This is a genomic window from Paenibacillus sp. OK003 (assembly GCF_900109515.1).
Taxonomy (GTDB): Bacteria; Bacillota; Bacilli; order Paenibacillales; family Paenibacillaceae; genus Paenibacillus; species Paenibacillus marchantiae.
Genome location: NZ_FOBD01000016.1, coordinates 131,179 through 156,860 on the forward strand (window position 1 = coordinate 131,179; position 25,682 = coordinate 156,860).

At 48.1% G+C, this 25,682-nt stretch carries 14 protein-coding genes; 11 read left to right on the top strand and 3 right to left on the bottom strand.

Annotated features, from left to right (window positions below; genetic code table 11):
• Positions 1-315: 315 nt before the first annotated feature.
• Entirely contained in the window at positions 316-669 is a 354-nt protein-coding gene (locus BMW94_RS23035) for a hypothetical protein (protein WP_091001196.1), read from the bottom strand.
• 242 nt (positions 670-911) lie between these two features.
• Between BMW94_RS23035 and BMW94_RS23040 the strand changes: the two genes are divergently transcribed.
• From BMW94_RS23040 to nagA, 3 genes are read left to right on the top strand one after another with little or no spacing between them, the layout of a single operon-like run.
• Entirely contained in the window at positions 912-1,775 is an 864-nt protein-coding gene (locus tag BMW94_RS23040) for a MurR/RpiR family transcriptional regulator (RefSeq protein WP_091001197.1), read from the top strand.
• A gap of 4 nt (positions 1,776-1,779) precedes the next feature.
• The gene (gene nagB / locus BMW94_RS23045) at positions 1,780-2,508 is read left to right on the top strand and encodes a glucosamine-6-phosphate deaminase (protein ID WP_063566685.1); all 729 of its coding nucleotides are present in this window, start codon (positions 1,780-1,782) and stop codon (positions 2,506-2,508) included.
• Positions 2,505-3,731 carry an N-acetylglucosamine-6-phosphate deacetylase gene (gene nagA, locus BMW94_RS23050; RefSeq protein ID WP_254790332.1) on the top strand — a complete coding sequence of 409 codons (1,227 nt, stop codon included), beginning with the start codon at positions 2,505-2,507 and terminating at the stop codon, positions 3,729-3,731. Before nagB ends, nagA begins: the two co-directional genes overlap by 4 nt.
• 139 nt (positions 3,732-3,870) lie before the next feature.
• On the opposite strand, the gene BMW94_RS23055 is transcribed toward nagA, so the two are convergent.
• A complete protein-coding gene (locus BMW94_RS23055; protein ID WP_091001198.1) occupies positions 3,871-5,097 on the bottom strand; it encodes a HupE/UreJ family protein in 1,227 nt (408 codons plus the stop codon).
• A 350-nt stretch (positions 5,098-5,447) separates the two neighbouring features.
• Here BMW94_RS23055 and BMW94_RS23060 point away from each other — a divergent pair, with 350 nt between their 5' ends.
• Both BMW94_RS23060 and BMW94_RS23065 read left to right on the top strand, forming a co-directional pair.
• On the top strand, positions 5,448-12,341 hold the full coding sequence (locus BMW94_RS23060; RefSeq protein WP_091001199.1) for an S-layer homology domain-containing protein: 6,894 nt from the start codon (positions 5,448-5,450) through the stop codon (positions 12,339-12,341).
• Between the two features lie 185 nt (positions 12,342-12,526).
• Positions 12,527-12,898 (top strand): hypothetical protein, encoded by a 372-nt coding sequence (locus BMW94_RS23065; protein WP_053783145.1) that lies wholly within the window; start codon positions 12,527-12,529, stop codon positions 12,896-12,898.
• Between the two features lie 547 nt (positions 12,899-13,445).
• Here BMW94_RS23065 and BMW94_RS23070 read toward each other — a convergent pair.
• Positions 13,446-14,801, bottom strand: a complete 1,356-nt coding sequence (locus tag BMW94_RS23070; RefSeq protein WP_063566686.1) for a dipeptidase — start codon at positions 14,799-14,801, stop codon at positions 13,446-13,448.
• Positions 14,802-15,031: 230 nt separating this feature from the next.
• Here BMW94_RS23070 and BMW94_RS23075 point away from each other — a divergent pair, with 230 nt between their 5' ends.
• The 6 genes from BMW94_RS23075 to BMW94_RS23100 all read left to right on the top strand — a co-directional run bounded on the left by BMW94_RS23075 (position 15,032) and on the right by BMW94_RS23100 (position 25,676).
• On the top strand, positions 15,032-17,434 hold the full coding sequence (locus BMW94_RS23075; RefSeq protein WP_091001200.1) for a helix-turn-helix domain-containing protein: 2,403 nt from the start codon (positions 15,032-15,034) through the stop codon (positions 17,432-17,434).
• 346 nt (positions 17,435-17,780) lie between these two features.
• Positions 17,781-18,695, top strand: a complete 915-nt coding sequence (locus tag BMW94_RS23080; RefSeq protein WP_254790337.1) for an ABC transporter permease — start codon at positions 17,781-17,783, stop codon at positions 18,693-18,695.
• A 39-nt stretch (positions 18,696-18,734) separates the two neighbouring features.
• On the top strand, positions 18,735-19,622 hold the full coding sequence (locus BMW94_RS23085) for a carbohydrate ABC transporter permease (RefSeq protein WP_091001202.1): 888 nt from the start codon (positions 18,735-18,737) through the stop codon (positions 19,620-19,622).
• Between the two features lie 18 nt (positions 19,623-19,640).
• The gene (locus tag BMW94_RS23090; protein WP_091001203.1) at positions 19,641-21,146 is read left to right on the top strand and encodes an extracellular solute-binding protein; all 1,506 of its coding nucleotides are present in this window, start codon (positions 19,641-19,643) and stop codon (positions 21,144-21,146) included.
• A 239-nt stretch (positions 21,147-21,385) separates the two neighbouring features.
• Positions 21,386-24,736 (top strand): glycosyl hydrolase, encoded by a 3,351-nt coding sequence (locus BMW94_RS23095; protein WP_091001204.1) that lies wholly within the window; start codon positions 21,386-21,388, stop codon positions 24,734-24,736.
• Between the two features lie 118 nt (positions 24,737-24,854).
• A complete protein-coding gene (locus tag BMW94_RS23100; RefSeq protein WP_091001205.1) occupies positions 24,855-25,676 on the top strand; it encodes a polysaccharide deacetylase family protein in 822 nt (273 codons plus the stop codon).
• The last annotated feature ends 6 nt before the right edge of the window (positions 25,677-25,682 follow it).

A 25,682-nucleotide genomic window follows, 5' to 3' on the forward strand; every position in this document is an offset into this window, starting at 1 on the left:
ATTCGGGTTAGCTCAGATTTCGGATAGCCTAGCCGCTTTGTCTTTTCGCAGCACCATTTACAGGAACAATGTATTTTTCCTTTTGCAAAAATGCCTTCGAACTTGTATGACCAACCGTACCGAATAGCGAGCTGTTTTTTTCGTTGAATAACACGCTTTCTGTGATGCCTGTAATAGGCTTGATTTCTTTGCTGAGATTTCATGGATCATCACGCTCCCTTGGGAAAAGGCTCAGCCCGCAGAAATTCCAAGGGTACAGTTTGCTACGGGCAGAGCGTGATGAAAATCGTAATCGTATATAGCATAAGGGTTCACCTACATATGGTTATTGGAATGTTCCTCAATAAAGGATCTCCATCGTTTCTTAGAAAAAGGCTGATAGAAGAGCTTCTCTAATTCCCCGTATTGTGTTTCATCTAGGTGCAAAAAGAGTGCTTTTTTCGCAATTTTGGCAGCAGGTTGGGAGGAAGATTTTGTACCGCCAGTTTTACGTTTGATAGGAATATGAAACTGCAGCAAGTCGGCGAGGCTATTCCAACCTTCCCAGCTCAGTCGCGCTCCGCGCTTCCAGTCGATGGCATAGAGGGCATAGTATTTACGAGCTTCGGTCTGTTTTATGGCAATAATCCAGGTGGAAGGAATCATTTTATGACATTGTCGTTGATTCATCGAGTGTACTCCTTCCTTAGAAATGAAAATGTCCACATTGGCTTTAAAGTTCATCTTCAATATAAGCGGAATCCGATTCCTTAATCAAGAAGATGCCTTCTAAAATTTTATCATGCATACCGCGAATACCTGGTTAAAATCCTCTTGATTTGCAACAACGTATTGATTAAAATGAAAACATAAAAATAATTTTCTTTATTTATAGTGAATTAATAAAAATAATTTTCATAAAAGGAGAACTCATGGCAGCCATCCTACATGCGTTGCAGCAAGAACTGAATGAACTTCCGTCCCAGGAACGACGAATTGCAGAGGTGATTTTACAGTCCCCATCCGATATTCCTGGCTGGACCATTAACCATCTTGCACAGCAAAGCGGAACAAGTGCGGCTACGGTAACCCGCTTTTGCAAATCATTTCATTTCAAAGGTTTTCCCGATTTCAAAATGAAGCTGGCCGCAGAACTGTCTCATTCCACCAATGAAACAGCATATCAGGATATCGTGGCAGGTAATCCTTTATCCAAAATTGTGGAAGCCATCGAAGCCAATCATCTCGCATCCATTGCGGATACAACACGGTTGCTGGATCTAGGTAGGCTGGAGCGCGCAGTTCAGCTATTATGTCATGCCCGTCGCATTGATCTCTACGGTGTCGCAACCTCTTCCATTGTTACGCAGGATTTCTACCAGAAACTTGTGCGGATCGGCAAAAGCTGTACCGCCTTCTCGGATTCACATATGCAAATTACGTCGGCTTCTTCACTGAGTGAGGGTGATGTGGCGATGGCAGTATCCTATTCGGGTGAAACACCGGAGACGATCGATGCTTTGCACTGTGCCAAACAGGCGGGAGCGTCTACCATTTCACTGACATCCTATGGGAATAACAAACTTGCGGCGGTGTCGGATATACCGCTCTTTACGTCTTCATTGGAAGAAGGCATGAGACGGGGGGATATGGCTTCACGTATTGCACTGCTGCATGTCGTCGATATTCTATTCACGGGCATGGTTAGTGCCGACTTTGACCGTTTTATCCCCAAATTGGAAAAATCGTATCACAATGTACAATCTTATCGAGTTCAACATAACGGAGGTGCCTAAGAAGATGAATATTCGTATTTTTGAAAATGAAGAAGATTTGAACGCAACGGGTGCAGGTGTTATTGCCAGTTTGTTGCAGACAAAACCCCGGGCTGTACTGGGACTCGCGACTGGAAGTTCTCCTGTGGGTATCTATAAACAGCTTATTGCTTTGTATCAGAAAGGTCTGGTCAGCTTCGCGCAGGCATCTTCCTTCAATTTGGATGAATATGTCGGTCTTCCTGTAGAGCATCGCGAAAGCTACCGCAGCTTTATGAATGAACAATTATTTTCCCATATTGATATCGATCTCGCCAGAACCCAGGTGCCGAATGGACAGGCTTCGGATTTAAATGAGGAGTGTGTTTCCTATGAACAACGGATTGATGATCGTGGACCAGTAGATCTGCAATTGTTGGGTATCGGACATAATGGCCACATTGGCTTCAATGAACCCGGAACCGAGCTTACAGGACGGACACATGTGGTGGATCTCAAAGAAGAGACAAGAAAAGCAAACGCCCGCTTTTTTAATCATATTGATGAAGTTCCAACTCAGGCCATTACGATGGGGGTAGGTACGATTCTGAAAGCCAAACAAATTTTGCTGATCGCCCGTGGTGAGGAGAAAGCCGAAATTATTCGTGAAGCCTTTATGGGGCCGATTACGACACAATGTCCCGCTTCGCTGCTGCAATGTCATCCTAATGTGGTCGTGTTACTGGACCGTGCGGCTGGGAGGCTGGTGAAATGAACGTAGAAGCTATGGAAAACCAGGAGCAAGAGAGTGAAAAAACCATTTCACTTCTTCGAGGTAAAATCGTACTACCCGATGGTGTAATGGAGGATGGTGTACTTGTCTGGACGGAGGGGAAAATCCTTTATGCTGGCGCACCCGAGGGACTATCTGAACAGATTCGCCGTGAAGCCGTATCGGTGCCTGTTTCCAAGCATGGCGTCATTGTCCCTGGGTTTATAGATATCCACGTACATGGTGGTTACGGAGAAGATTTCATGAACGCGAGTAAGGAAGTGTTGGACAAAATCACTTCGTTCCACAGCACACAGGGAACCACTGCAATGCTGGCAACGTCCATGACAGCGCCCAAAGACAGTCTCGATCGGGTATTATCTGAAGTGGACAGCTATCGTTCCGGTGACATGCCATTTGCACAGTTAGAAGGTGTACATCTGGAAGGACCCTTTTTCAGTCCTAAGTGGCCCGGCGCACAAAACCCGGATCATATCGTATTGCCTAATGTATCATGGCTTGAAGCGTGGGAAAAACAATATCCGGGCCTGATCCGCCAAGTCACCCTGGCGCCGGAACGTGAGGGAGCGCTGGAAGTCATTTCGTGGTTGCGTGAGCAGCGAATTACGGCAGCATTAGGGCATACGGATGCGACCTATGAAGAAGTACAGCTTGCGGTCGAGGCCGGGCTGCACCATGCGGTGCATACATTCAATGCGATGACACCGCTGCATCACCGGAATCCCGGAGCTGCCGGAGCGGTGCTCAGTGATTCCCGCATCAGTGCCGAGGTCATTGCAGACGGTATCCATGTGCATCCAGCGGCAATCTCTCTCATCGCACAATTGAAGCAAGCTACCGATCAAATCGTACTGATCACGGACGCCATGTCTGCTGCCGGGCTGGATGATGGTGAATACAAAATTGGCGATCTGCCTGTAATCGTTAAGGAAGGTGTGGCACGTTTGATAGACGGAGGCGCATTGGCCGGAAGCACACTCACGATGATTCGTGGTTTCCGCTACCTGGTACAGGAAGTAGGCTTGAGTCTGAATGCAGCTTCACGCGCAGCCAGCCTGACGCCAGCACGTCTGCTCGGTATTGACCACCGCACGGGTTCCTTTGCTAAAGGAAAGCAGGCGGACGTCGTTTTGCTGAATGGTGAGCTGGAAATTGAGGAAGTGTGGGTGAAGGGCAGGCGAATCGAGACTACAATCTCAGGTTAAGCATGATTGGGAGCGGTTCAACTGTAATATAACATGCCGAAAAGAAAACAAACGCGAAAAGACAGAACTTCATGTCTTTCAACGCTTGTTTTCTTTTTTTATGCTTCTTTTCAAGAAGGGAATAACTGAAACATGGCCTTTACAGAAGCCGTTCGACAAGCCAGAATGCACCTGCTGCTGCGATGAGCCACGAGGCAGCTTTCATGCCGGTATTGTAGGCCGTTCGTTTCTGCAGATAGGTGAGGATAGGCAGGGCAATCGCAACCAGAGCCAGTTGAATCATTTCAATGCCGATGTTGAAGCTCGCCAGATCGATGGCGACCTCTTTGGCGGGAATGTGCATACCCATCAGGATGTCGGCAAACCCCATTCCGTGAATGAGTCCGAACAGGAATGTAATCAGCCAGCGGATTCGGATGTTTCTCAGGAAAATGTTCTCCACCGCAACATACACTATGCTAAGGGCAATACCAGCCTCGATCCACTTGGAAGGCAAATGGATAAGATCCAGATAGGTCAGTGTAAGTGTAATGCTATGTGCAACCGTGAAGGCAGTGATCGTAAGGGCATATTGCTTGAACGTCTGCCTTCCGAGCAGGAGGGCCAGCAGAAACAATAAGTGATCATACCCTCCGAGAATATGCTTCATCCCTAACTCCAGAAAGGATACCCAGGCAGAACGAGTTCCGGGGGATTGGGCTGTGGTCTTTTTCGCACCAGGGGTCGAGTCGGATGATGTGGACGAAGGAGTTGCTGTTGTTGTGTTTTCTTGCTGTTCAACCGTGGATTGTTCCTGACTCACCTGATTTTCGGTAAGCAGAATGGTCCACTCCCGCTCTTTGCCCTGAAGAATGGCCTGGCTTAGCTGCCCGCCTTGTGTAGCCGCAAGCAGATTGGTATACGTTGTATTGCCGTTATTGTAGTACAGTCCGTCATTGATCGTAATGGTTGTACCGGATGGATAGGCGGGGAATTGCCAGTGGATGGTCACATACCGGGTACCGTTCTCATCCTTCATGTCAAGGCCCAGCAAGGTCTCGGCCTGCTGTCTACCATCAGCTTCAAGGGCAATCGAATCCCCGATCCAATCCGCTATTTTATCTCCCCATACATCCAGTTCATCCTGATCTAGCTTCTCGTTGTTGTTGGTGTCTGCCTTAATGTTTTCCAGGACAGATAGTTCATCGATGGAAAAATCAACCGTCGTTTTCTCTTCACCAAAATCAATATTGGTGTAACTGGCGCTCAGCGGATGGGCTTGGGCTGTTCGTGGATATGTAGTCATAGCTAGGGTAAACAGGATGATCCAGAAAACAGAAAAAAAGCGTTTTGCTCCGAGCTGGGTGTAAATGTGTGATGAGTTCATGAGGTTCCCCCTGATGGTGTTTGACCAAGTCTGATGATGAGGTGAATTATAAGCTCGGCTCGAATTGATGTCAATAAATTTTACATATATTTTACTCTCGCTTTACAATTCGAAAAATATAGTTTACATACACATAACATTTACAAACAAAATCATTTGCATATGTCACTATTTGATGTATATTAGCCGTGATAGTGCACATTTGCTAACGGGAACTTTACATAATTTCGTGCATTTATCCAAAATGATCAATATTAGGACGTTTGTTTGGGGAGTGAGTGCTGAGAAAAATAGATGCATATTTAGATAAGGGCTGAGGTCGGAAGGACATCTAAGAAGGGGAGGACAACATGAATTTAAATAGATTCAGGAAAATTAAGCGTTGGACAAGTATCGCACTTGTTCTGTCGATGCTGTTATCGGTTTTGTCAGGGGCATTTGCGCTGCCGGTTCTAGCAGATTCACCTACAGGAGGCAATGTCGTCATCAGCCAGGTGTATGGCGGAGGTGGTAACAGCGGTGCACCGTATAAAAATGACTTTATTGAACTCTATAATCCCACAGGGAATGATATTGTATTGGATAACTGGACTGTACAATATGCAAGCAGCGGGGGAGCTCAATACACACCAGAGAACATGACGGTTCTAAGTGGAACCATCCATGCGTACGGTTACTATCTGATTCGTGAAGCCACTGGTGGAGCTAACGGCGCAGAATTGCCTGCTGCAGATGCTTCTGGAAATATCGTTATGGCCGCAGGCAGCGGAAAGGTGGCATTGGTAAAATCAAATAAAGCTATTAGCGCATCAGCAGGAGATGTTAGCAAGTCTGATAACTCAGACTTGATTGATTTTGTTGGATATGGTTCAGCCAATCAATCTGAAGGAAACCCAACGGCTGCTCTGGCCAATGCGAAAGCAGCGATTCGCAAAGCTAATCCTTCCGATACTACCGCTTCCACTGGAAAGGGAGCAGGACGTGATTCGAATAAGAATTCCGAAGACTTCGTTGTAACAACTCCAAATCCACGCAATTCCTCTATAATCGAGACTCCATTTGCTGAGGGAGAACTGCCGCAAAGCGCCGGGCCTGTGGGCGAGAACATTCAGTTTTCCGGAGCAACCGTTACTGGTTATGATGGTGCGGTCAAAGCTTCGGTAACGGTCAGTGTCTACAGCGCCGATCCGTCAACAGGAACGGTACCTGAGGTAGCTAGGACACAGTCTGCATCAAGCGGGGCGTTCAGTGTAGATTTGACAGGCACCTCACTGGAGACGGCCAATACAGTTTACTTGACTGCAACGGAACCGGACAAGCAGGCGAGTTTCGCGATTTTGATAAATCGTGCTCAGACTTCTCCTAACGTGAGTGAGGTTTCGTACCTGGTAGAAAGTTCAAGCGGAACCGTAACCGGAACGGCAGAGGCGGCAGGGAGCCTGATCTCGGTGTATGCGGATGCCGAGAAAACTCAGCCATTACCAGCGATCTCAGGTGCGTCATCTGTAGCATCAGGTCCTGATAAGAAATTTGCTTATAAATTGTCCAGCACACCAGACACCATTTATGTAACTCAGGTGACGTACGGTTCGAATGGACGTAGCCTTGAGAGTAATCCGGTTGCTGTACAGAAGCTGGATCTTTCCGTAATTACACCCATTCAAGATATCCGTACAGTAGACAGCAAAGGCTCATCTGTATATACGAACGGGAAAATATTCACCATTGAAGGTGTAGTTACCGTGGACAACAATGTGTTTGGAACAGGAGCCAATTATTATTTCATTCAGGATGAAACAGCCGGTATATTGATTTTTGGGGGAACAAGCCTTGGCAGCAACATCGTCAAGGGGGATCGTCTGAAAATCACGGGCACCATTCTTGAATACTATGGTTTGCTGGAATTTCAGCCGCTGCGGATGGAACGGACGGGGGTACAACAGCCGTTGCCGCAAGCTGTACAAGCCACAGTAGCGGATCTGTCAGCTTATGCGACAGCAGAACCGCTGGAAGGCAAGCGTGTGCAGCTGAATGCCACAGTAACCAATGTCCCATCGACAAGTGGAAGTGTCAATGTTACCGTGAAGGACCCTGATTCCACGAAAACGACAACGGTCCGTGTGCTTCAGGGCGCAGGCATTGATTTAACGTCTACCTTGCAAAAGGATAGATTGTATACCATTACAGGCATTGTCGGACAATATGATTCTTCCTCTCCTTATACATCGGGTTATCAATTGATGCCTACCTCGGCTGCAGATATTACCCCGATGCTTGGCATTACGCACACCCCGATCAAACAGGCTTATGTGGATGCGGATGTGGTTTTGACAGCAAAAGTGGATGCTGCCGAACAGGTTACCGTGTATTACCGCAGTGAAGGGGATACTGCATACAACCCTTTAGCCATGAGTATCTCTGATCAGAGCACATATACGGTTTCCATTCCGGGGACATCCATTGGAATGCGTAATTTCCAATATTACATCGAAGCGGTCAGCGGGGACAAAAAAGCGTCTGCCGGAACAGCAGAGACACCCTACACGGTAGAGGTGCTGGCTGACACGGCAGGCCCTGAATTCGGAACACCGACCCCAGCTCAGGATTATCGTCAGGAAAGCTATCGTCCAAAGATCTCGCTCGAAATTAGCGATTTGAGCGGTGTGGACACTTCGACAATTGTGATGAAAGTCGATGGCATCGCGGTAGAGCCGGTGATCACACCGGGAGCAATTTTGACCCTGGTTGCTTATACCCCTAACACTAATTTGGCGCTTGGGACGCATACCGTAATGGTAAGTGCCAAGGACAAAAAACAAAATGCAAATTCAATCACATGGTCCTTTGAAGTCGTAGAGCCCTTCACTGGCGGCAATCAATATGCCGGAACGACACACAATCATACGAACGTGTCCCATGATGGAAACGGAGAACCCGTAACCGCGGTTGAAGAATCGAAGAAGTACGGTTATGACTGGTTTGCTTTCTCCGACCACTCGCATGACATTGACTCGGATCAAGTTGACAAGGATACCGTTACGAATAAGGGTGGAATGCCGGAACGTACAGGTGGAGCAAAATGGAAATTGGAAAAACAGGTAGCTGAACAGTATACCGAGGATGGCAAGTTTGTTGTTTTTCCGGCATTTGAAGCGACCTCCACAACATGGGGGCATTCGAATGTTTTCAACACCGATAATTTTATCGACCGAAAACAAAATGGGGGCCTGTATCAGAACCTGAACCAGTATTATGCATGGGTGCTGACACAGGATCAGGCGATCGCTCAGTTCAACCATCCGGATACACCTGCCGGATCATTCAACGGGTTCACTCCATACAATAAACAAGTGGATGAAGTGTTTACCATGTCTGAAGTGGGTAACGGATCGGGGCATTATTCCTACTATAATATGGAAGACACGTATTTCAAGGCCCTCGATCTGGGCTGGCATCTTGCACCGACATACGGTGAGGACAACCATGATGCTACTTGGGGACAGACGCTGAAACGGACGATTATTGTATCTAAGGATCTGACTCCTGCTTCCCTGCTTGATTCCATGCGGAAGATGCGAGTGTATATGACGGAAGATCCGAATTTTCGTATGGATTTTTCGGCGAACGGCCAGTACATGGGCGCTGTGGTGGAAGGTAATACCTTGAATTTCAGCGTTTCGGGTCATGATGATGTCGCTGAGAACAAAACGATGGCGGAATATAACTATCTCAGCACCTCATATGTCTCCAATGATACGATTGCAAAAGTAGAGTTGCTCTCTAATGGCAACAAGGTTATTGACAGCATCGAGCCGAATTCAACCTCGTTCAAATGGAATCCATCGGTTACGGTGACAGGTGGGCAGCAGTGGTACCTGATCCGTGTAACCCAGAAGGATGGCGAACGTGCCTATTCAGCTCCAATCTGGTCGCAGGTTGTGCCTGTTGATGTCAAAGTATCGGGAATTGAAGTTGTAGATCGTGCATTAGTTGGTAACACACCAGCAAATATCAAGGTAGGCGTATCGAATGCGGGTACAGAGGCGTTGTCCAACCTGACTGTAGACTTGTATTATGACAGTAAGGATGCTGGACATAAAGTTGGAAGCACAACGGTCAACTCGGTAGAAGCAAACTCTGTCGCCTATGTGAACGTTCCTTGGAGCAATCCAATTTCTGGGGAACATAAGCTGATTGCTGTTGTGTCAAGCCCTCAAGGGGATGATCCATCAGACAATACGTATGAGCTAATTGTTAAGGTGAAGGAGCCGCTTGGCCTGACGGTCATGATTGATGCGGCACACAAAAATGAAAATACGACGACAGATACCGGCACTTATGTCGACAAGCTACAAAATTTCACAAGCATGGTTAGACAGGAGGGTTACACTGTCGTTGAGAACAAATTGCCATTGACGGCCGATGTGCTCAAGGACGTCAAGGTCCTGATGATCTCTCATCCAAACGTGGATCTAACGGCCGAGGAGAATGCGGCCGTAGCAGCCTTTGTCCAAAATGGTGGGGCATTGTTTGTAACGGAGAAGAGCAACTATGGTTCCAATCCGACGCTGAACAATGATCTGTTGGCTGAGATCGGTTCCCACATTCAGGTTTCCAACGATGGAATTTATGATGATTCAAAAACTGGAAACTTCTGGAGCACACCGGCTACGGCGAAGTTTGCTGTCAGACTGTTTCCGCAAATTGTAGACAACTATATCATGGACCGGGTTCCACCTATCGAGTACTACAGCGGGGCAAGCTTGTACAAGCTTGGAATGAGCGGACCGGAGGCGTTGACCACAGGGGACAACGTGACGGTGTTGGCTTTTGCCAATGAAACCTCGTACCAAAATAGCGTGAAATCTCCGTCCTATACGTATGATACGGTGTCAGATGAATCGGGAGGCTCTGTTATTCCGGCCATTGCGTCCGAGCAGGTGGGGCGCGGTCGAGTTGTTGTATCGGGGATGAACGTTGTTAATGACCAGCAATGGGATGATGCGTTCGGAGATAACGGCAATAACGATTTTGGAATGAATGCGATCAACTGGCTTGCCGGAAGGGAGACCAAAGTGTCGGAGATCGCTACGGCACGTGCGTTACCAGATGGCTCCAATGCCGTTGTGCAGGGTGTTGTGACCTCAGCGGCAGGGGTGTTCTTTGATGCTTTCTACTTACAGGATGCAACAGGGGGAATCATGGCATTCAAAGAAGTGAAGGATGACTCGCTGAAACCGGGCGACATTGTTCGGGTTTATGGGTCGACTCATAATTTTGAAGGCAACAGGGAAATTGTTTTCGACCAATTCAGCAAGGACGTCGTGATGGTCGGACATAGCGAACCAGCCCAACCTAAAACGATCCTTACCGGAGACTCGCAGGTGGATGGCTATCAAGGTTTGCTTGTAAAGGTAACGGGCAAGGTTTTATCAAAATATGACGAAAATTCGTATATCCTTGATGATGGCAGCGGTCCGATGATTGTCTTTACGGATGGATACATCACCAACCAGTCAGGTCCAGTACCCCAACTGCAGGCTGGAGACACGTTCGAAGCGGTTGGAATCCTTGGCGGATTTGCCGAAGGTAGTCGCATCAGGGTGAGAGATACCCGGGAACTTAAAAAAGTAGGCTCTACAGAATCTCCGGATTCAGATGCATCCTTGTCGGGGTTAAAGCTGGAAGACAAAGATGGTAATGCCGTAACCTATACACCGCTATTCTCCGCTAAAACGATGCAATACACGGCAAGTGTAGGTAACAAGGTTGATACGATTAAGGTTTATCCAACCGCATCGGCAGCTGCTTCGGCAATGATTAAAGTTAATGGTGCGGCCGTGTCCAGTAAAGGCTTTGCAGAGGTAACTCTGACTGCTGGATCCGTTACCTCCATCACAATTCAGGTGACTGCTGAGGATGGTACAACCGTGAAGGATTACACCTTGAAAGTAAGCCGTCTGCCTGCTGACAATTCCACGGGAGGCGATGGAGCTTCATCCGGGGGTGGCGGTGGTACTCCGTCCAATGGCGACAATTCCTCGCCAGGCGGAGGGACAACTGCATCTGGCTCTACCGGAAACACTTCTGGTAACGGAAGCAGCACGGGTGAAACGACAACAACTATGGTGGACAAAGACAAAATGAGTCTGGCATTGAGCTCAGCAGCGTCAAATCAAGTACAGATTGATATGGGGAAACAGGGTCAGATCACAGTAACTTCTGAGGCGCTTGCTCTTTTCCTGAATCAATCCAAAGTACAGCAAGTGGTTTTGCAAACTGCACAGGGACAATACACATTAACACCTGATCAGATCAATTGGAGCAAGCTGGCGAAGCAACTTAGTGTGACCAAGGAAAAGCTCTCGCTTAACTTTAGCATCACTGGCAGCGATACAGCCTCCAAGCTGGCAACCAATGCCGGGATGAATGTTATTGGCGCAACAGCATTCACATTAACAGCAATGAATCCTGAGGGACAGTCGCAGAACATTCAGCAATTGGAGAAGTATGTTAATCATAAAGTCAGCGTTTCTTCAGGAACGGACACAGGTCATCTGGCTGTGCTCCGTGTTGATCAGATGAGTGGCAAGACGGTATTCACACCGGTTCCGTTCACCTTGGACGGCAACAATGTCAACATTTACAGCCGTACAAACGGGTCTTATGTGCTTGTTCAGCACGCTGCTTCCTTCAACGATACGATGTCCCACTGGGCGCGTCAGGAGATCGAAGCTTTAGCAGGCAAATATATTATTCAGGGTATAAACGGCAAGGCTTTTGAGCCTAACCGATCCATTACCCGAGCCGAGTTTACCGCTCTGATGATTCGTATGTTTGGTCTGTCGGTATCGGATGTCGATGGCAGCAGCTTCAAAGATGTATCCAGTACATCCTGGTATGCTCCATATATTGCATCTGCCATAGAGGCCGATCTGATCAACGGTTATACGGGCAGCCAGTTCAAGCCTGAACAGACGATCTCCAGAGAAGAAATGGCAGTCATTATCTCCAGAGGATTTGCTTTGGCAGGATATGATACCAACAGCACGACAAATGCAACATCGTTCGCTGACGGTGAGCAGATCCAGGATTGGGCCAAATCAGCGGTAGGACTGTTGAATCAATATGAGATTGTCAAAGGCAATCCGGATGGAAGCTTCAAACCTAAAGGATCAGCCACACGCGCTGAGAGTGCGACAATGCTGGGTCGCTTGGGTGAGATGTTAAAGTTCAATCCATGATTTTGAATTAAAGCTCTACTAAAACTTCACCAGTACCAACAACAACCCTTCATGCTGAACAGCATCCGAAGGGTTGTTGTTTTATGAGGAATATAGACATTTGTCGCCATAGTCCCGTGCTCTGTGGTAAAATACCTGCAACATGTGATTCAGACTCCTTAATCAACCCAATGGAGGTACTATGCATGGAACGTAACGCTATGCTCGAATTCGACCCGTTCATCACAGAGCTGGCGGAGAAGCTGCACGTACACGGATATTATGCCTTTTATGGCGAGCACTACAATGAGACCGATATGGAGCAGTACCGCAGACACCTGTTTACCTCATTCAGCAATATCGTATGGGTGGAGCTGGATGCCCGCAAAAAGTATATGATTGTGGATCATCGTGGGCGCAACACGGTTATGAAATTAATCGACGGTATGCTGAACACTCGTAGAACGCTGCGGGCCAATCTGGCGATGGCTGGTACGGACACCTCCGAAGTCCAGCAAGAAATCACGCACATGATGCAGCTTGTGCATATGTTAAATTTCACAACCTTCCGTTCATAAGTGGAGGATACCACGTGCTAGGTTCGTTAAAAGGTAAATAACGAGCCGTTGTAACGAATGTAACTGTCTAAATTAAGAAGCAAAAAGGGGAGTCCAGTAATGAAGATAACGGAACTCCCCTTTGGTACGTCACTTATAAGGTGAATAGCTTAGCCTAATGCCTGCATGCGGAAAGCTATCATTTTACACCTCTTATACAGCTATACCTAATCTACTATCCAATTTTAAATCTCACTAACGCATAGGATTCACTTTTCTCGAAATAAAAACGACGACCTCTAGGGCGTCGTTTTTTGTTATACCTACCTACTACCCTTCATTTGTAAAGCAAGCTCAGTCTTAAAATAAGTTCATGGAAAAGCTGCAAAGTAGTGAAGGGGACGAAATCGATTCTGTAGAAGCGAAGCGTTCGCCTTTATCGTCGGATTTTACCCTTTGAGAAGGGGAATCCAAAAAATCCGACGATAACAGCGATCGAAAGAACGATTCGTATCCGGAACGGCCACTTGCACGCTTTCCAGCACTTATTTTTCACATGAACTATACTTTACAAGCTTTTTAAAAACTGAACAATCGTCAACAACCCTTTATCAAAGTTCTCCAGGTTGAAATGCTCATTCGGTGCATGCAGATTCTCATCTGGCAAACCGAAGCCCATCATAACAGCCGGAATACCAAGCACGCGTGAAAGTTTCTCCACGATCGGAATGGAGCCGCCATCTTTCGTAAACAGGGCACGAACGCCGTACACTTGCTCATAGGCATCAGCTGCTTTTTGCAGTACCGGATCGGAAGGATCAGTATTGAACGCAAAGGCTTTCTCGATCTGTTTCACATGCAGCGTTGCGCCAGGTTGAACGTGCGCGCGCAGATGTGCTTCGATACGGTCCAGCACCTGCTGTGGATCTTGATCCGCAACAAGGCGGCATGTAATTTTGGCATGAGCTTCCTTCGGAATAACGGTTTTGGTGCCTTCACCTTGGAATCCGCCCCATACGCCATTCAGTTCCAGCGTTGGACGTGCGCCAATACGCTCTACGAACGAGTAGCCTTCTTCCCCGTACAATTGCTCCAATCCGAGGTCTTGACGAAGCTGTTCTTCATTGAAGCCTTGCTTCACGAACTCTTCTCTCATCTCTGGAGAGAGCGGCAGAACGCCATCATAGAAACCATCTACGCTCACGCGACCTTGCTCATCATGCAGCGAAGCGAGCAGGGATACGAGTGCGTGCAGTGCGTTCGGTACACCGCCTCCAAATGAACCGGAGTGCAGGTCCGTGTTGGCTGTATTCAGATCCACTTCAAGTGAGCAAAGACCACGCAGACCCGTGGAGATCGCCGGTTTTCCTTTTTCGAGCAGGGACGTATCCGAGATCAGTACCATGTCTGCACGCAGTTTGTCTGTATTGTCGTTCAGGTAGATCGGCAGGTTCGGGCTGGAGATTTCCTCTTCGCCTTCGATGCAGAATTTCACATTAACAGGAAGTTCCTTGTTTTCGGCAAGCAGAGCTTCAACCGCCTTGATATGTATGAAGATTTGTCCTTTATCATCCGTAGCACCACGTGCAAACAGCTTGCCGTCCCGAACGGTAGGTTCGAATGGAGGTGTTTCCCACAGGTTAAGCGGATCGACAGGCTGTACATCATAGTGTCCATAGATCAGTGCGGTTGGTTTGCCGGGTGCATGCAGGTGATCTGCATATACAATCGGATGTCCCGCTGTTGGAATAACCTCTACATTTTCCATACCTGCACGAGTGAGTGCATCTGCAGCCCATTGTGCCGCACGGTTAATATCCTCTTTATGTGCCGAAATGGCTGAAATACTTGGAATGGACAACCATTCGTTCAATTCCGCCAGGTGTTTCTCTCTATTTTCTTGAAAATAAGTTTGTTCCTTCATTAAAAGGCCTCCTTCATGTTTTGCTTTATCCTATTGTAATCCATTTTGATGCGTTAATAAAACATTGGTTAAAAAATGATCTGCTACATACCGTTTCATTCCCCCGGAAATTATGCGTATAATACAAGAAACGGATTTCATCCATATATTCTCATGTAAACCATTCAGCAGGGGAGTTGAGGGAGTTCCCATGACAGTCAGAGCATACGCAAGCAAGCAGGTGAGCACTGATGGAACCAGTTAGGAAGGTAAGATCCTCCGGCAGACTCACGCGTTGGCCAGGGTTAACCACAGGACGACATAAAGGGCGTTTTTATCGAAACAGCCTGATGCTTATTCTGCTCATTGCCAGCATTCCCGGACTGATTACAGGCATCGTGATGTATCAGTTGGTCGTTGGCCGGATGGAAAATGAATTTAATCAGATGCACCAAAGCCAGATTGAGAACCGGGCGCGCAACGTGGATGACCAACTCGCTTATCTGGAGATGACCTTGTCCCATTGGGCTTTTGAACCCAGGTTTGGCAATGCGCTGCGAACACTGGATTTTGTGTATTATTTCAACGAAACACAGGAGATCGTCACCACACTGTACGTGCTGCAAGGCTCTCATCCGCTCATCAAATCCGCGCAGCTATATTTGCAGGAACCGAAACCGATTTTGTTTAACCGGGATTATAACGAGTTGAAGGATGAAGCCAAAATACAGGCCTATGATCGCTATCTGACGATGGGCAACCATGTGTATTGGACAGACTGGATTGCGAGCCAGAGTAGTGATAAGGCATCTCAAGCAAATGGTAGTATCCTGCATACCGATCCGGGTAATGCACTGGTTCTTGTACATAAGATTCCGGGTGAAAGCATTAATCCATTTGGTGCGCTAATTATTACGCTGGATAATGAGAAAGTCGCCAGTTTATTGAAAACGCTTACTCCATATGATGAAGGGTTAACGTTCCTCATGGATAAACAGGGTAATACACTGGTTACCGGTAATCCGGCAGCAGGGAAGACCGATCTTGCTTTTGAGCAGCAGCTAAAAGAAGAAGTAGCCCAGCATGCAGACAACCATTCATTCCTGTTCAAATATGAGGACGAAACCTATTCCGTGTCCTATGGATCACTGAGTCGGATTGATTCGGACTGGACATATGTCTCCGCAGCTCCGCTGACATCGGTGACCTCACCGGTGAAGCTCGTGTCCAAAATCATCGTCATTGCGAGCGCTGGCAGTCTTATTCTGGGGCTGGTGCTATCCTGGTTTGCTTCACGCAGAATATACTCTCCCGTAGCAAGGATGCTCCATTTATTGACGCCAGGCAGGAGTGAAACGACAACAGATACCAGGCTAGATGAATTCCAACTGCTGGAACAGCAGTGGAACGAGTTGACTTCGCAGAGTCTGACCGCCCATCGGCAGTTGCAGGAGCACCTTCCCCATTTGCAGGACAGTTTTGTATTACAACTGGTGCAGGGGCATCTGTATGCCTATAACGAGCAGGATCTTCAGCAGCGGATGAGGAATCTTGGCTTTGAGGTGGAAGGCCAGCAGTTTTTGCTGCTTCAGATGTATTTTACGGGCTATGCCCAGTTGCAGGGTCGATTTGGGAGCCAGGACACGGGGCTGGTTACCTTTGCGGCAGTGAATATCATTGAAGAAGTGGCCAAAAATGTTTTCAGTCAATTTAGTGTGATGAACTTTCACGACCTGTCTTCAGCCATGCTTGTGATTGCTCCCAATGACGAGCCAGTGAAATCACAAGCGTTATTATGGGGACAAGAGCTGGTGGAGGTCATAGGTCAGACCTTGAAAATGAACGTGACGGTAATCGTAAGCAGCCCGGCTGCTTCTCCTCAGGAATTACCGGGATTATTCATGGAGATGGAGCAGGCGGTTGCTTATCGCAGCGTGGAAGACGGGAGCCAGATTCTCGATTTGGAGGATGAGCAATGTTTCCGCAGAACGGAAGAAGCCTCGTATCCACTGGGGCTGGAACGTGAGATGCTTCAGGCGATCAGGCTTGGGAAGAAGGATGAGTCTGAGCGCGTACTGGAGCAATTTATGACCGAGATCACCCAAGCGGGCAGTTCCGAATTCCAGGTGCAGCAGATGATGCTTCAATTGCTGGGAAGTATTCAGCATATGATGCTGCAGACCGGGGTAACGCCTTACAAGCTGTTTGGTGGCTGCAACATGTATGAGCGCTTGTCCACGATTCGCGAACCTGCACAAATGATGAAATGGATGATCGGAGAAGTATTGCTGCCATATGTTCAGGAGATCGAGATGCGTTCCCAGGAGCCGCTGAAGCAGGTCGTGGAACGTACGATGTTGTTTATTGATGAGAATTATAGGTACGAACTTTCCCTGGAAGGCTGTGCAGATGCGGAGCAGATGACTCCTTATGCATTAAGCAAGGCATTCAAGCAAGTATCGGGCATGAATTTCATTGATTATTTAACACGGGTACGAATGGATGCAGCGAAGCAATTGCTGCGTGAGACCACGATGAAAATCAATGATATCGCAGGCGCTGTTGGATACCAGCACAGTTACTTTAATCGGATTTTCAAGAAACAGGAAGGTTTAACCCCGAGCCAGTATCGGGATCAATGGCTAGGTAAATAAACCTGTTCATAAGACTTCATCATTGACCGGAATCCCGCTTCATGGGACTCCGGTTTTTCATGTTTTACCTCGGAAACAAAGAAGGATAATGCTGCAAAAATGTGCAATAACCTTTGCCAAAATATATCCAAATTGAAGAAGGAATGGCGTTATAGCGGGCTTTCGGACCACTTTGCGCAACCATGCAAAAAATGAAGGTTGCCGGAAACAGGGCAGCTGTATAGTCTGAATAACAGGTCGATTGATAACGCTTACATAAACAGGGAGGGGAGACATTATGAACGGGAAGACGGACTGGAATGGAACTGGCGCTACAGCAGCTCAGGTGGAAATCGCCGCATTGCCCATGAAGCGGGAGTCCAACTGGAAGAGGCAGATCAAACGAAATAAATGGCTGTACGTGCTTTTGCTTCCCGGATTTTTGTACTTTGTCATTTTTAAATACTTGCCCATGTGGGGGATCGTTATTGCCTTCCAGGATTATCAGCCTTTTCTGGGCATTCGCGACAGTCAATGGGTGGGCATGGAGAACTTTACGAATTTCTTCTCCAATCCGGATTTCTTCCGATTGCTGAGGAATACGCTCGTCCTTGCCCTATATGATCTTATATTCTTTTTCCCGGCACCGATTATCATCGCTTTGTTACTCAATGAAATCCGGGTCGCTTTCTTCAAAAGAACGATTCAGACACTGGTCTATGTACCTCACTTTGTATCCATGGTCATTATCGCAAGTATCACTTATGTATTCCTGACTCCGCAAGGTGGGGTATTATATGACCTGATCTCCTGGATCACAGGCAAACCGATCGATGTATTGGCGAGTCCGGGGTCATTCCGTCCGCTCATTATTGTTCAGATGATGTGGAAAGAGATGGGCTGGGGAACAATTATCTTCCTTGCAGCACTGGCAGGTGTGGATACAGAGCAGTATGAGGCTTCGATTGTGGATGGTGCAGGTCGATTACGGCGCATGTGGCACATCACGCTTCCAGCGATTCGCACGACCATTGTTATCTTGCTCATTCTCAGGCTGGGGAACTTTCTGGATACCGGTTTTGAACAGATCTATCTGATGACCAACTCGCTGAATCGTGATGTGGCAGATGTATTTGATACGTATGTATACACCGTCGGGATTACGCAAGGTGCATTCAGTTACAGTACCGCGGTCGGGTTATTCAAGTCGGTTGTCGGAATTATTCTGGTGCTGGGCAGCAACAAACTGGCCAAGAAATTCGGACATCCCGGAATCTATTAAGAGCATGTTCGTCATCCATCGATAAGGAGGAAATTGCCCATGAACAGCCGTCTATACAACAGCCCTGCCGGCAGAGTATTTGATATTTTCAATTACGTCATGCTGGGGATTCTGGGCATATTAACCGTCCTTCCTTTCCTGTATATTATAGGAAATTCATTCGCGACCGAAGCCGAGATTACCGAACGCCATTTTTTCCTTATTCCGAAGGTGTTTTCGTTCAGTGCGTATGAGTATATTTTTTCCTCGTCCACCATCTTCCGCAGTATAGGGGTTTCGATATTTGTTACGGTTGCAGGTACATTGGTCAATCTCTTCTTCACACTGACGATGGCTTACCCACTGTCCCGAAGTGACTTCTGGGGCCGAAATGTCATGATGAACATGGTGATTTTCTCCATGTTGTTCGGCGGCGGGATGATCCCGACCTATCTCGTCATTCGTGGACTTGGACTTCTGGATTCCTACTGGGCCCTCATGCTTCCTGGCGCGATCAGCGCTTTTAACTTAATTGTTGTCAAAAACTTTTTTCAACAAATGCCGCCAGGGCTGGAGGAAGCGGCCCGCATCGACGGCTGTTCGGATCTTGGGGTACTGTGGCGAATTGTTCTGCCATTGTCGAAACCGGTGATTGCCACCTTTGCGTTGTTCTACGCCGTAGGGCACTGGAACAACTTTTTCTCGGCACTCCTGTACATTTCCGACAGTGACAAATGGCCATTGCAAGTCATGCTGAGACAGATCGTTCTGCTCTCACAGGCCAGTGTCGGAGATATGGCAAACATGGACCCCAATTTTGTACAGCCACCGGAGCAGTCCATTAAAATGGCGGTCATTGTGGTTGGTACCATCCCGATTTTGCTGGTATATCCGTTTTTGCAGAAGCATTTTGCCAAGGGTGTCATGTTAGGTTCAATCAAAGGCTAAAGCCAAGGGGGAGAACGTATGGGACAAAAGACGGGATTCAAAAAAGGCGCATTGCTACTCTCTGCATCATTGGTATTGAGTACGATTCTGGGAGCTTGCTCCACGGACAAAGCAGGTTCAGGAACAGCTGCGGGTGGCACGGATCAGATCACGATCATGCTTCCGAACTTTGAAGCGGAGAATCCGCCGGATAACAGTCCTGTGATTCAGAAGCTTGAGGAATTGACCAAGATGGATGTGAATCTGCAATGGGTACCAAGTAGCTCCTATGAGGACAAATTCAATATCACACTGGCCTCGGGCAAGCTGCCCGATGTTATGGTTGTGCTGGGCAAGTCCCCAAGTTTCATTAATGCGGCTCGTACTGGAGCTTTCTGGGAGCTTGGACCTTATTTGAAAGACTATCCGAACCTGAGCCAGATGAATGAAATTATCACCAATAATGCTTCCATCGATGGCAAAACCTATGGCATCTACCGCGCACGTGCTCTCGGACGTAACGGTGTCACGATCCGCAAGGATTGGCTGGAGAAGCTTGGTCTGGAAGAGCCAAAGACCATTGATGAGTTCTACAACGTATTGAAAGCGTTCACGAAGGACGACCCGGACGGCAACGGTAAAGACGATACCTATGGTCTGGTGGCGAGCAAATTCACCGGCCCTTGGGATAATATGCAGATTTGGTTTGGTGCACCCAACAAGTGGGGCGAGGATGGTAACGGAGGTTTGATACCGGCGCATGAGACACCAGAGTATATGGAAGCTCTGAAATTTTTCCGTCAAATCTATAGCGAAGGTTTGGTCAACAAGGACTTTGCCGTGATGGATGCAACCAAGTTGTCCGATCCGTTTGTGAACGGGCAAGCAGGCGTAATGGTGGATGTAGCAGATAACGCACAGCGGATGGATCAGAAAATATTGGAGAAAGATCCGTCAGCAACTGGGCATGTGGATGTGCTTCAGGCAATGGAAGGTCCAAAGGGATTGCGCGATATGCCAACATCCGGCTATTCCGGCATGATTGCCATTTCCAAAAGCAGTGTCAAAACGGAAGAAGACTTGAAGAAGGTACTGAGTTTCCTGGATCAGCTGAATGAACCTGAATTGCAGGCATTGCTAGGGAACGGTCTGGAGGGCAAGCAGTATGAGAAAAAAGAAGGTTACATCATTCCGACTACTGACAAACTGGCGCTGCGAGATGTACAGGGTCTGAATCAGATCCTCATGTTTATTCCAGAGGACAAAACACTTCGTGTGCAGCAGACACCTGTTCGCGAAAAGGTTGCACAGGTGCAGAAAGCCAATGAGGAGATCGTCATTGCCAATCCTGGCGAACCGCTGATTTCCGATGTGTATGCCCAGAAAGGACCACAGCTGGATAACATCATTAATGATGCCCGTATCAAATTCATCGTGGGGCAAATGGATGAAAAAGGTTTCCAGGATGCTGTAGCACTGTGGAAAAGCAGCGGTGGCGACGATTATGTCAAAGAAGTGAATGAGCTGTACGCTGCACTGAAGTAGATTGATGTTCCAGAGCCCGGCAGCCTTTCTTGTAGTGCAAAGGTGGCAGCCGGGCATTCCCGTGTATCCCTAGTTAGTTCAGGCTATTTAAAAAACGATCTTCATCTCTTTTTTTGTGAATTATAGCTTCCAGTATTTAGATTTTGATGTATAATCAATGCAAAACAAACCTAATTGAACTTAAATGAACGTTATCGGTAGATGGACGACCACTCTTGCACATACAGGGAGGAAGCGACATGTGGAACGGGGATGCATTTGAAAATCCCGAGGCGCAGTACCGGGTTCATCCCTTTTGGTTTTGGAATGGGGATATGGAAGAAGGGCAAATCAAACGACAAATAGCCGAAATGTCTGCACAGGGCGTAGGTGGTTTTTTCATCTGTCCACGTCAGGGGCTGGAGATTCCCTATCTGTCAGAAGCATGGTTTGACAAGGTACGGATTGCAGTGGAAGCGGCGGCTGCCTGCGGTATGCAGGTATGGTTATATGACGAGTATCCCTATCCAAGCGGGATGGCTGGCGGTGAGGTGACACTTGATTTTCCCGAGGCGAAGCAGCGCCAGCTTGTGCATCAGCAGATTCGTGTTCATGGCGGAGATACAGTGGATCATGAGTTGCCGTGGGGTCGAATTCTAGTGGCGAAGGCAATACCCAAGGATGCGCAGGGTAAACGATTGTGGCATGAGTCCATTGACTTGCGCAATAACATCGGCAATATCCAGACGGATCAGGTCTATCAGGAGACAGGACTCACGTCGTATAATCGCAAGCGGTTTTTTACATACCGAACGGCTTTTCGCTTGTTGTGGAAAGCTCCCGCTGGAGAATGGGACGTGATTATATTTCAGGAAGAAGAAATGGATGATTTCAAATATTACGGCAACTTTGTAGATCCGTGTCACAAGGAAGCGATGAGCCGTTTTATTGAACTGACCCACGAACGGTATAAGGAAGCAATTGGAGAACAGTTTGAAAGCGTAATCAAAGGCATGTTCTCCGATGAAATTGCGCCGCTTGGGCGTATCCCCTGGTCTCCACAGCTTCCCGGCTATTTCAGTGAACGCTGTGGTTACAGTCTGATCGAGTCTCTACCTGCTCTGCTGCATGGCGATGTTCCAGATGCAGAACGAATCCGGTATGACTATTACCAGTCGCTGCATCTGCTTCTCAGGGAGTCGTATCACAGACAGGTACATGATTGGTGCGAAGAAGCGGGGATTCAGTATGCGGCAGAAGTGCCCGGGGTACGGATGACCACGCAGTTGTTCAGCCATATGCCAGGTGGAGATTCGGCGCATGAGAAAATCGGACGCCCCTTATCCTGGATTCTGGAACGGTATGGCAAGAAGATGCGCGACAATCCAAAGATGGTCAGCTCGCTTGCCAGACAGCTGGGACGAAGCCGCAATCTGATTGAGTGTTTTCACAGTGTAGGCTGGTCGATGACCTTACAGGATGCCAAATGGATGATTGACCGGATGGCAGCCATGGGCACCAACTTTTTTAATTTCCACGCCTTTTTCTATACCATCGGCGGACTTGCCAAGCATGATGCACCGCCATCCCAGTTTATACAGAACCCGTATTGGCGTCATTTCCGGCAGTTGGGAGATTACGCGGGGCGTTTAAGCTATCTGATGAGCACCGGGACAGCGGACATTCGAATTGCCGTGCTTGATCCAACGACCACGTTCTGGAGCCTGATGGGAAATCCGTTACACGGGTTCGAATATGGCGGAGAAGACGAAGCAGAACGGGCGAAGCTGGACCGTCTCACGAACGATTGGATGCGGATCACCTCGCATCTGCTCGAAAACAGACGTGACTATGATCATCTGGACCCCGAGCTGTTAGCGGAAGCTGTGCTTGCCGAGGGCACAATTCAGATTGGTGTTGCACGTTATGAAGTGCTGATTCTTCCACCGATGCTGAACCTGGAGGCAGCAGCCTGGCAGCAGGTGAAGCTGTTCGTAGAACAGGGGGGAACGGTCATATCGGTAGGCATGCCTCCGCATGTAGCCATCCAGCCCGGAAGCCCTGCAGGAAATGAGGCCGCTCAGTTCTTTGGAGCAGGCAACCAGCCGCACGAGGCATATTGGGGCAATGCGGAAGAAACAGGTCACGAGAGCAGCGAATTGATGTGGCAGCAGGGACAGGGGAATGCCTATTTTCTACCTGCAGGAACAGGTCGCGGGGATGACTTCTCCTTGGAACTGATCTCCCTGCTGCTGGATCAGGTACTGCCCGAACCGATCTGTTGGATCATGGAAGAAGAAAGTGCGTCGCTGCTTATGCAGACCCGTCAATTATCGGACGGAGCGTTTATAATCTTTTTGTCCAACCAGGAAGGACAACAACTTGAAGGGCAATTGAAAATGGTAGCCAAGCGGTTATGGACGGATGTTGATCTTTCTGCGGGTACAACTCTGCTGGCGGAACGGCTCGATCTGGAGACCGGACAGCGAGAATCATTGCCGTTTACCAGCAGTGGTGGTGAATGGTGCATTTCGTTAAAGCTTGCTCCCTATGAAGCACATGTGGTGAGGCTTACTTTACAACATGCTCAAGAGGCATCAGAGGAGAATTATTTTGCTCTGAACCAAACAGGGACGAAGTCTGGAGCGGATCGTTTAGTTACCGAGACTGAGAACGCACCCTATACGATTCAGCTTCCTGCGGAGGGGCCATGGCGACTGGAAACGGTGCAGTCCAACACACTTCGAATGGGACAGTTCAACGTAACAGCTTCCAATGACAACGGTGTAATTTTTGAACGTAATCATGTTACAGTCAAGCCCTTTATTGATCAGGCGGCTGAATTGTCGGAGAACCATCATCTGCCGCTCCAGTTTAATCAGGTATTTGGCACACCGAAGAAAGCATCCGTTGCCTATCCAATCCAGTGCAAGTATACAACTACATTTGAGCTGAGAACGGCATTGGCAGAATGTCTGTTATTCATGGACAGGGCAGCGATATCAGGTGACTGGACCATGGAAATCAACGGTCAACCGATCGGACCTGATCTATTTGAGCCGATTGAAATTACCGATCACCATAATATTGGCTGCAATATAACTGAGTTGTTGCGCAGTGGCCTGAATGAAATGATCGTTACCGTAGAGGTCACGAGGGATGAAGAAGGTATCGTTGATCCGCTGTATTTGCAAGGGCGGTTTGGTGTGGAATTCCATCATGAAGGCATGGTCTCTCTCGTTCGTGAGCCGGATACGTCGATCCGAATTGGGCCTGAGCCACAGCCGTTGTATCCCCATTTTGCAGGAGAGATGAGTTACAAACGAAGCTTCTGGGTGGATCAGCCTGCTGAAGAGGTCGCGTCTTTTGAACTGGAATTCAGTAACTGGCAGGTGCAGGATGTGGTAGAAGTACGGGTGAATGGTTACAGTCTGGGCGTTCGATGCTGGTCTCCATATCGCTGGACGGGAGAAGCCTCCTGGCTTCGAGTAGGGGATAACGATATTGAAGTACGAGTAACCAATACATTAATGGGACTGCTGGAAGGTACGTATTTTGACTCGGGCAGCCACAGTTTGCAGGAAGCTGGTCATGTATCAGCTGAAGAATAAACCTCACAAGATAAACGGATTTATTCCTTAAGGAGGTAGAAGGATCATTGATCTGCTTGTTCTACAACAAGGAAAATGAAAAGCCGGAAAAAGCAATTGAAGTGGGAGGAGGAACAAGATGGGACATCGTATCCAGTTTGACCGCTACCCAGGTGGCGTGATGAAGGCCTTGACGTTCAGTTATGACGATGGTGTGGTGCATGATCGCAGACTGGTGGGAATTTTCAATCAACATGGGCTGCGGGGCACATTCAATCTGAATTCCGGTACCCTGAGCAAGCCAGGTCGAATTGAGACGACAGAAGTTGCGAAGTTATATGCCGGGCATGAAGTGGCTGTACATACGGTCACCCATCCCACATTGCCCTATGTCCCGGATGAGCTGCTGACCGAAGAGATTATGGAAGATCGGAGATCGCTGGAACAGCTTGTCGGTTATCCGGTAAGAGGTATGGCCTATCCGAATGGAGGTTATGACCGTTCACTTAGCACCAAGCTCGAATGGCTTGGCATCGATTATGCACGCACGGTTGAATCCCACGGCAGGTACACACTGCCTGAGCGGCCGCTCGAATGGCATCCAACCTGCCACCACAACCATGATTTGGCGGCCCATGCCGAACGATTTATCCAGCATACGAAGACAGGTACGCCACTCTTGTTATATGTATGGGGTCACAGCTATGAATTCAATGATAACGACAATTGGCAGATTATAGAGCAGTTTGCTGAGCAGATTGGTGGCCGGGATGATATCTGGTACGCAACGAACATTGAAGTGATTGCTTACTGGAAAGCGCTCAAACGCCTGGAGTGTTCAGCAGATAGGTCCATCATCCACAATCCGTCCGCGATCACCGTCTGGTTTACGGCGGATCAGCAGGTGGTTGAAGTGAAGGCTGGCGAGACATTGCGACTAACCAAACGAATCAAGGTATAGGAAGGG

Coding starts and splice junctions, on each gene's coding strand:
- BMW94_RS23070 (WP_063566686.1), bottom strand. CDS start 14,801: ATGAAGGAACAAACTTATTTTCAAGAAAATAGAGAGAAACACCTGGCG.
- BMW94_RS23090 (WP_091001203.1), top strand. CDS start 19,641: ATGGGACAAAAGACGGGATTCAAAAAAGGCGCATTGCTACTCTCTGCA.
- BMW94_RS23060 (WP_091001199.1), top strand. CDS start 5,448: ATGAATTTAAATAGATTCAGGAAAATTAAGCGTTGGACAAGTATCGCA.
- BMW94_RS23055 (WP_091001198.1), bottom strand. CDS start 5,097: ATGAACTCATCACACATTTACACCCAGCTCGGAGCAAAACGCTTTTTT.
- BMW94_RS23095 (WP_091001204.1), top strand. CDS start 21,386: ATGTGGAACGGGGATGCATTTGAAAATCCCGAGGCGCAGTACCGGGTT.
- BMW94_RS23100 (WP_091001205.1), top strand. CDS start 24,855: ATGGGACATCGTATCCAGTTTGACCGCTACCCAGGTGGCGTGATGAAG.
- BMW94_RS23080 (WP_254790337.1), top strand. CDS start 17,781: ATGAAGCGGGAGTCCAACTGGAAGAGGCAGATCAAACGAAATAAATGG.
- BMW94_RS23075 (WP_091001200.1), top strand. CDS start 15,032: ATGGAACCAGTTAGGAAGGTAAGATCCTCCGGCAGACTCACGCGTTGG.
- BMW94_RS23085 (WP_091001202.1), top strand. CDS start 18,735: ATGAACAGCCGTCTATACAACAGCCCTGCCGGCAGAGTATTTGATATT.
- BMW94_RS23065 (WP_053783145.1), top strand. CDS start 12,527: ATGGAACGTAACGCTATGCTCGAATTCGACCCGTTCATCACAGAGCTG.
- nagB (WP_063566685.1), top strand. CDS start 1,780: ATGAATATTCGTATTTTTGAAAATGAAGAAGATTTGAACGCAACGGGT.
- BMW94_RS23035 (WP_091001196.1), bottom strand. CDS start 669: ATGAATCAACGACAATGTCATAAAATGATTCCTTCCACCTGGATTATT.
- nagA (WP_254790332.1), top strand. CDS start 2,505: ATGAACGTAGAAGCTATGGAAAACCAGGAGCAAGAGAGTGAAAAAACC.
- BMW94_RS23040 (WP_091001197.1), top strand. CDS start 912: ATGGCAGCCATCCTACATGCGTTGCAGCAAGAACTGAATGAACTTCCG.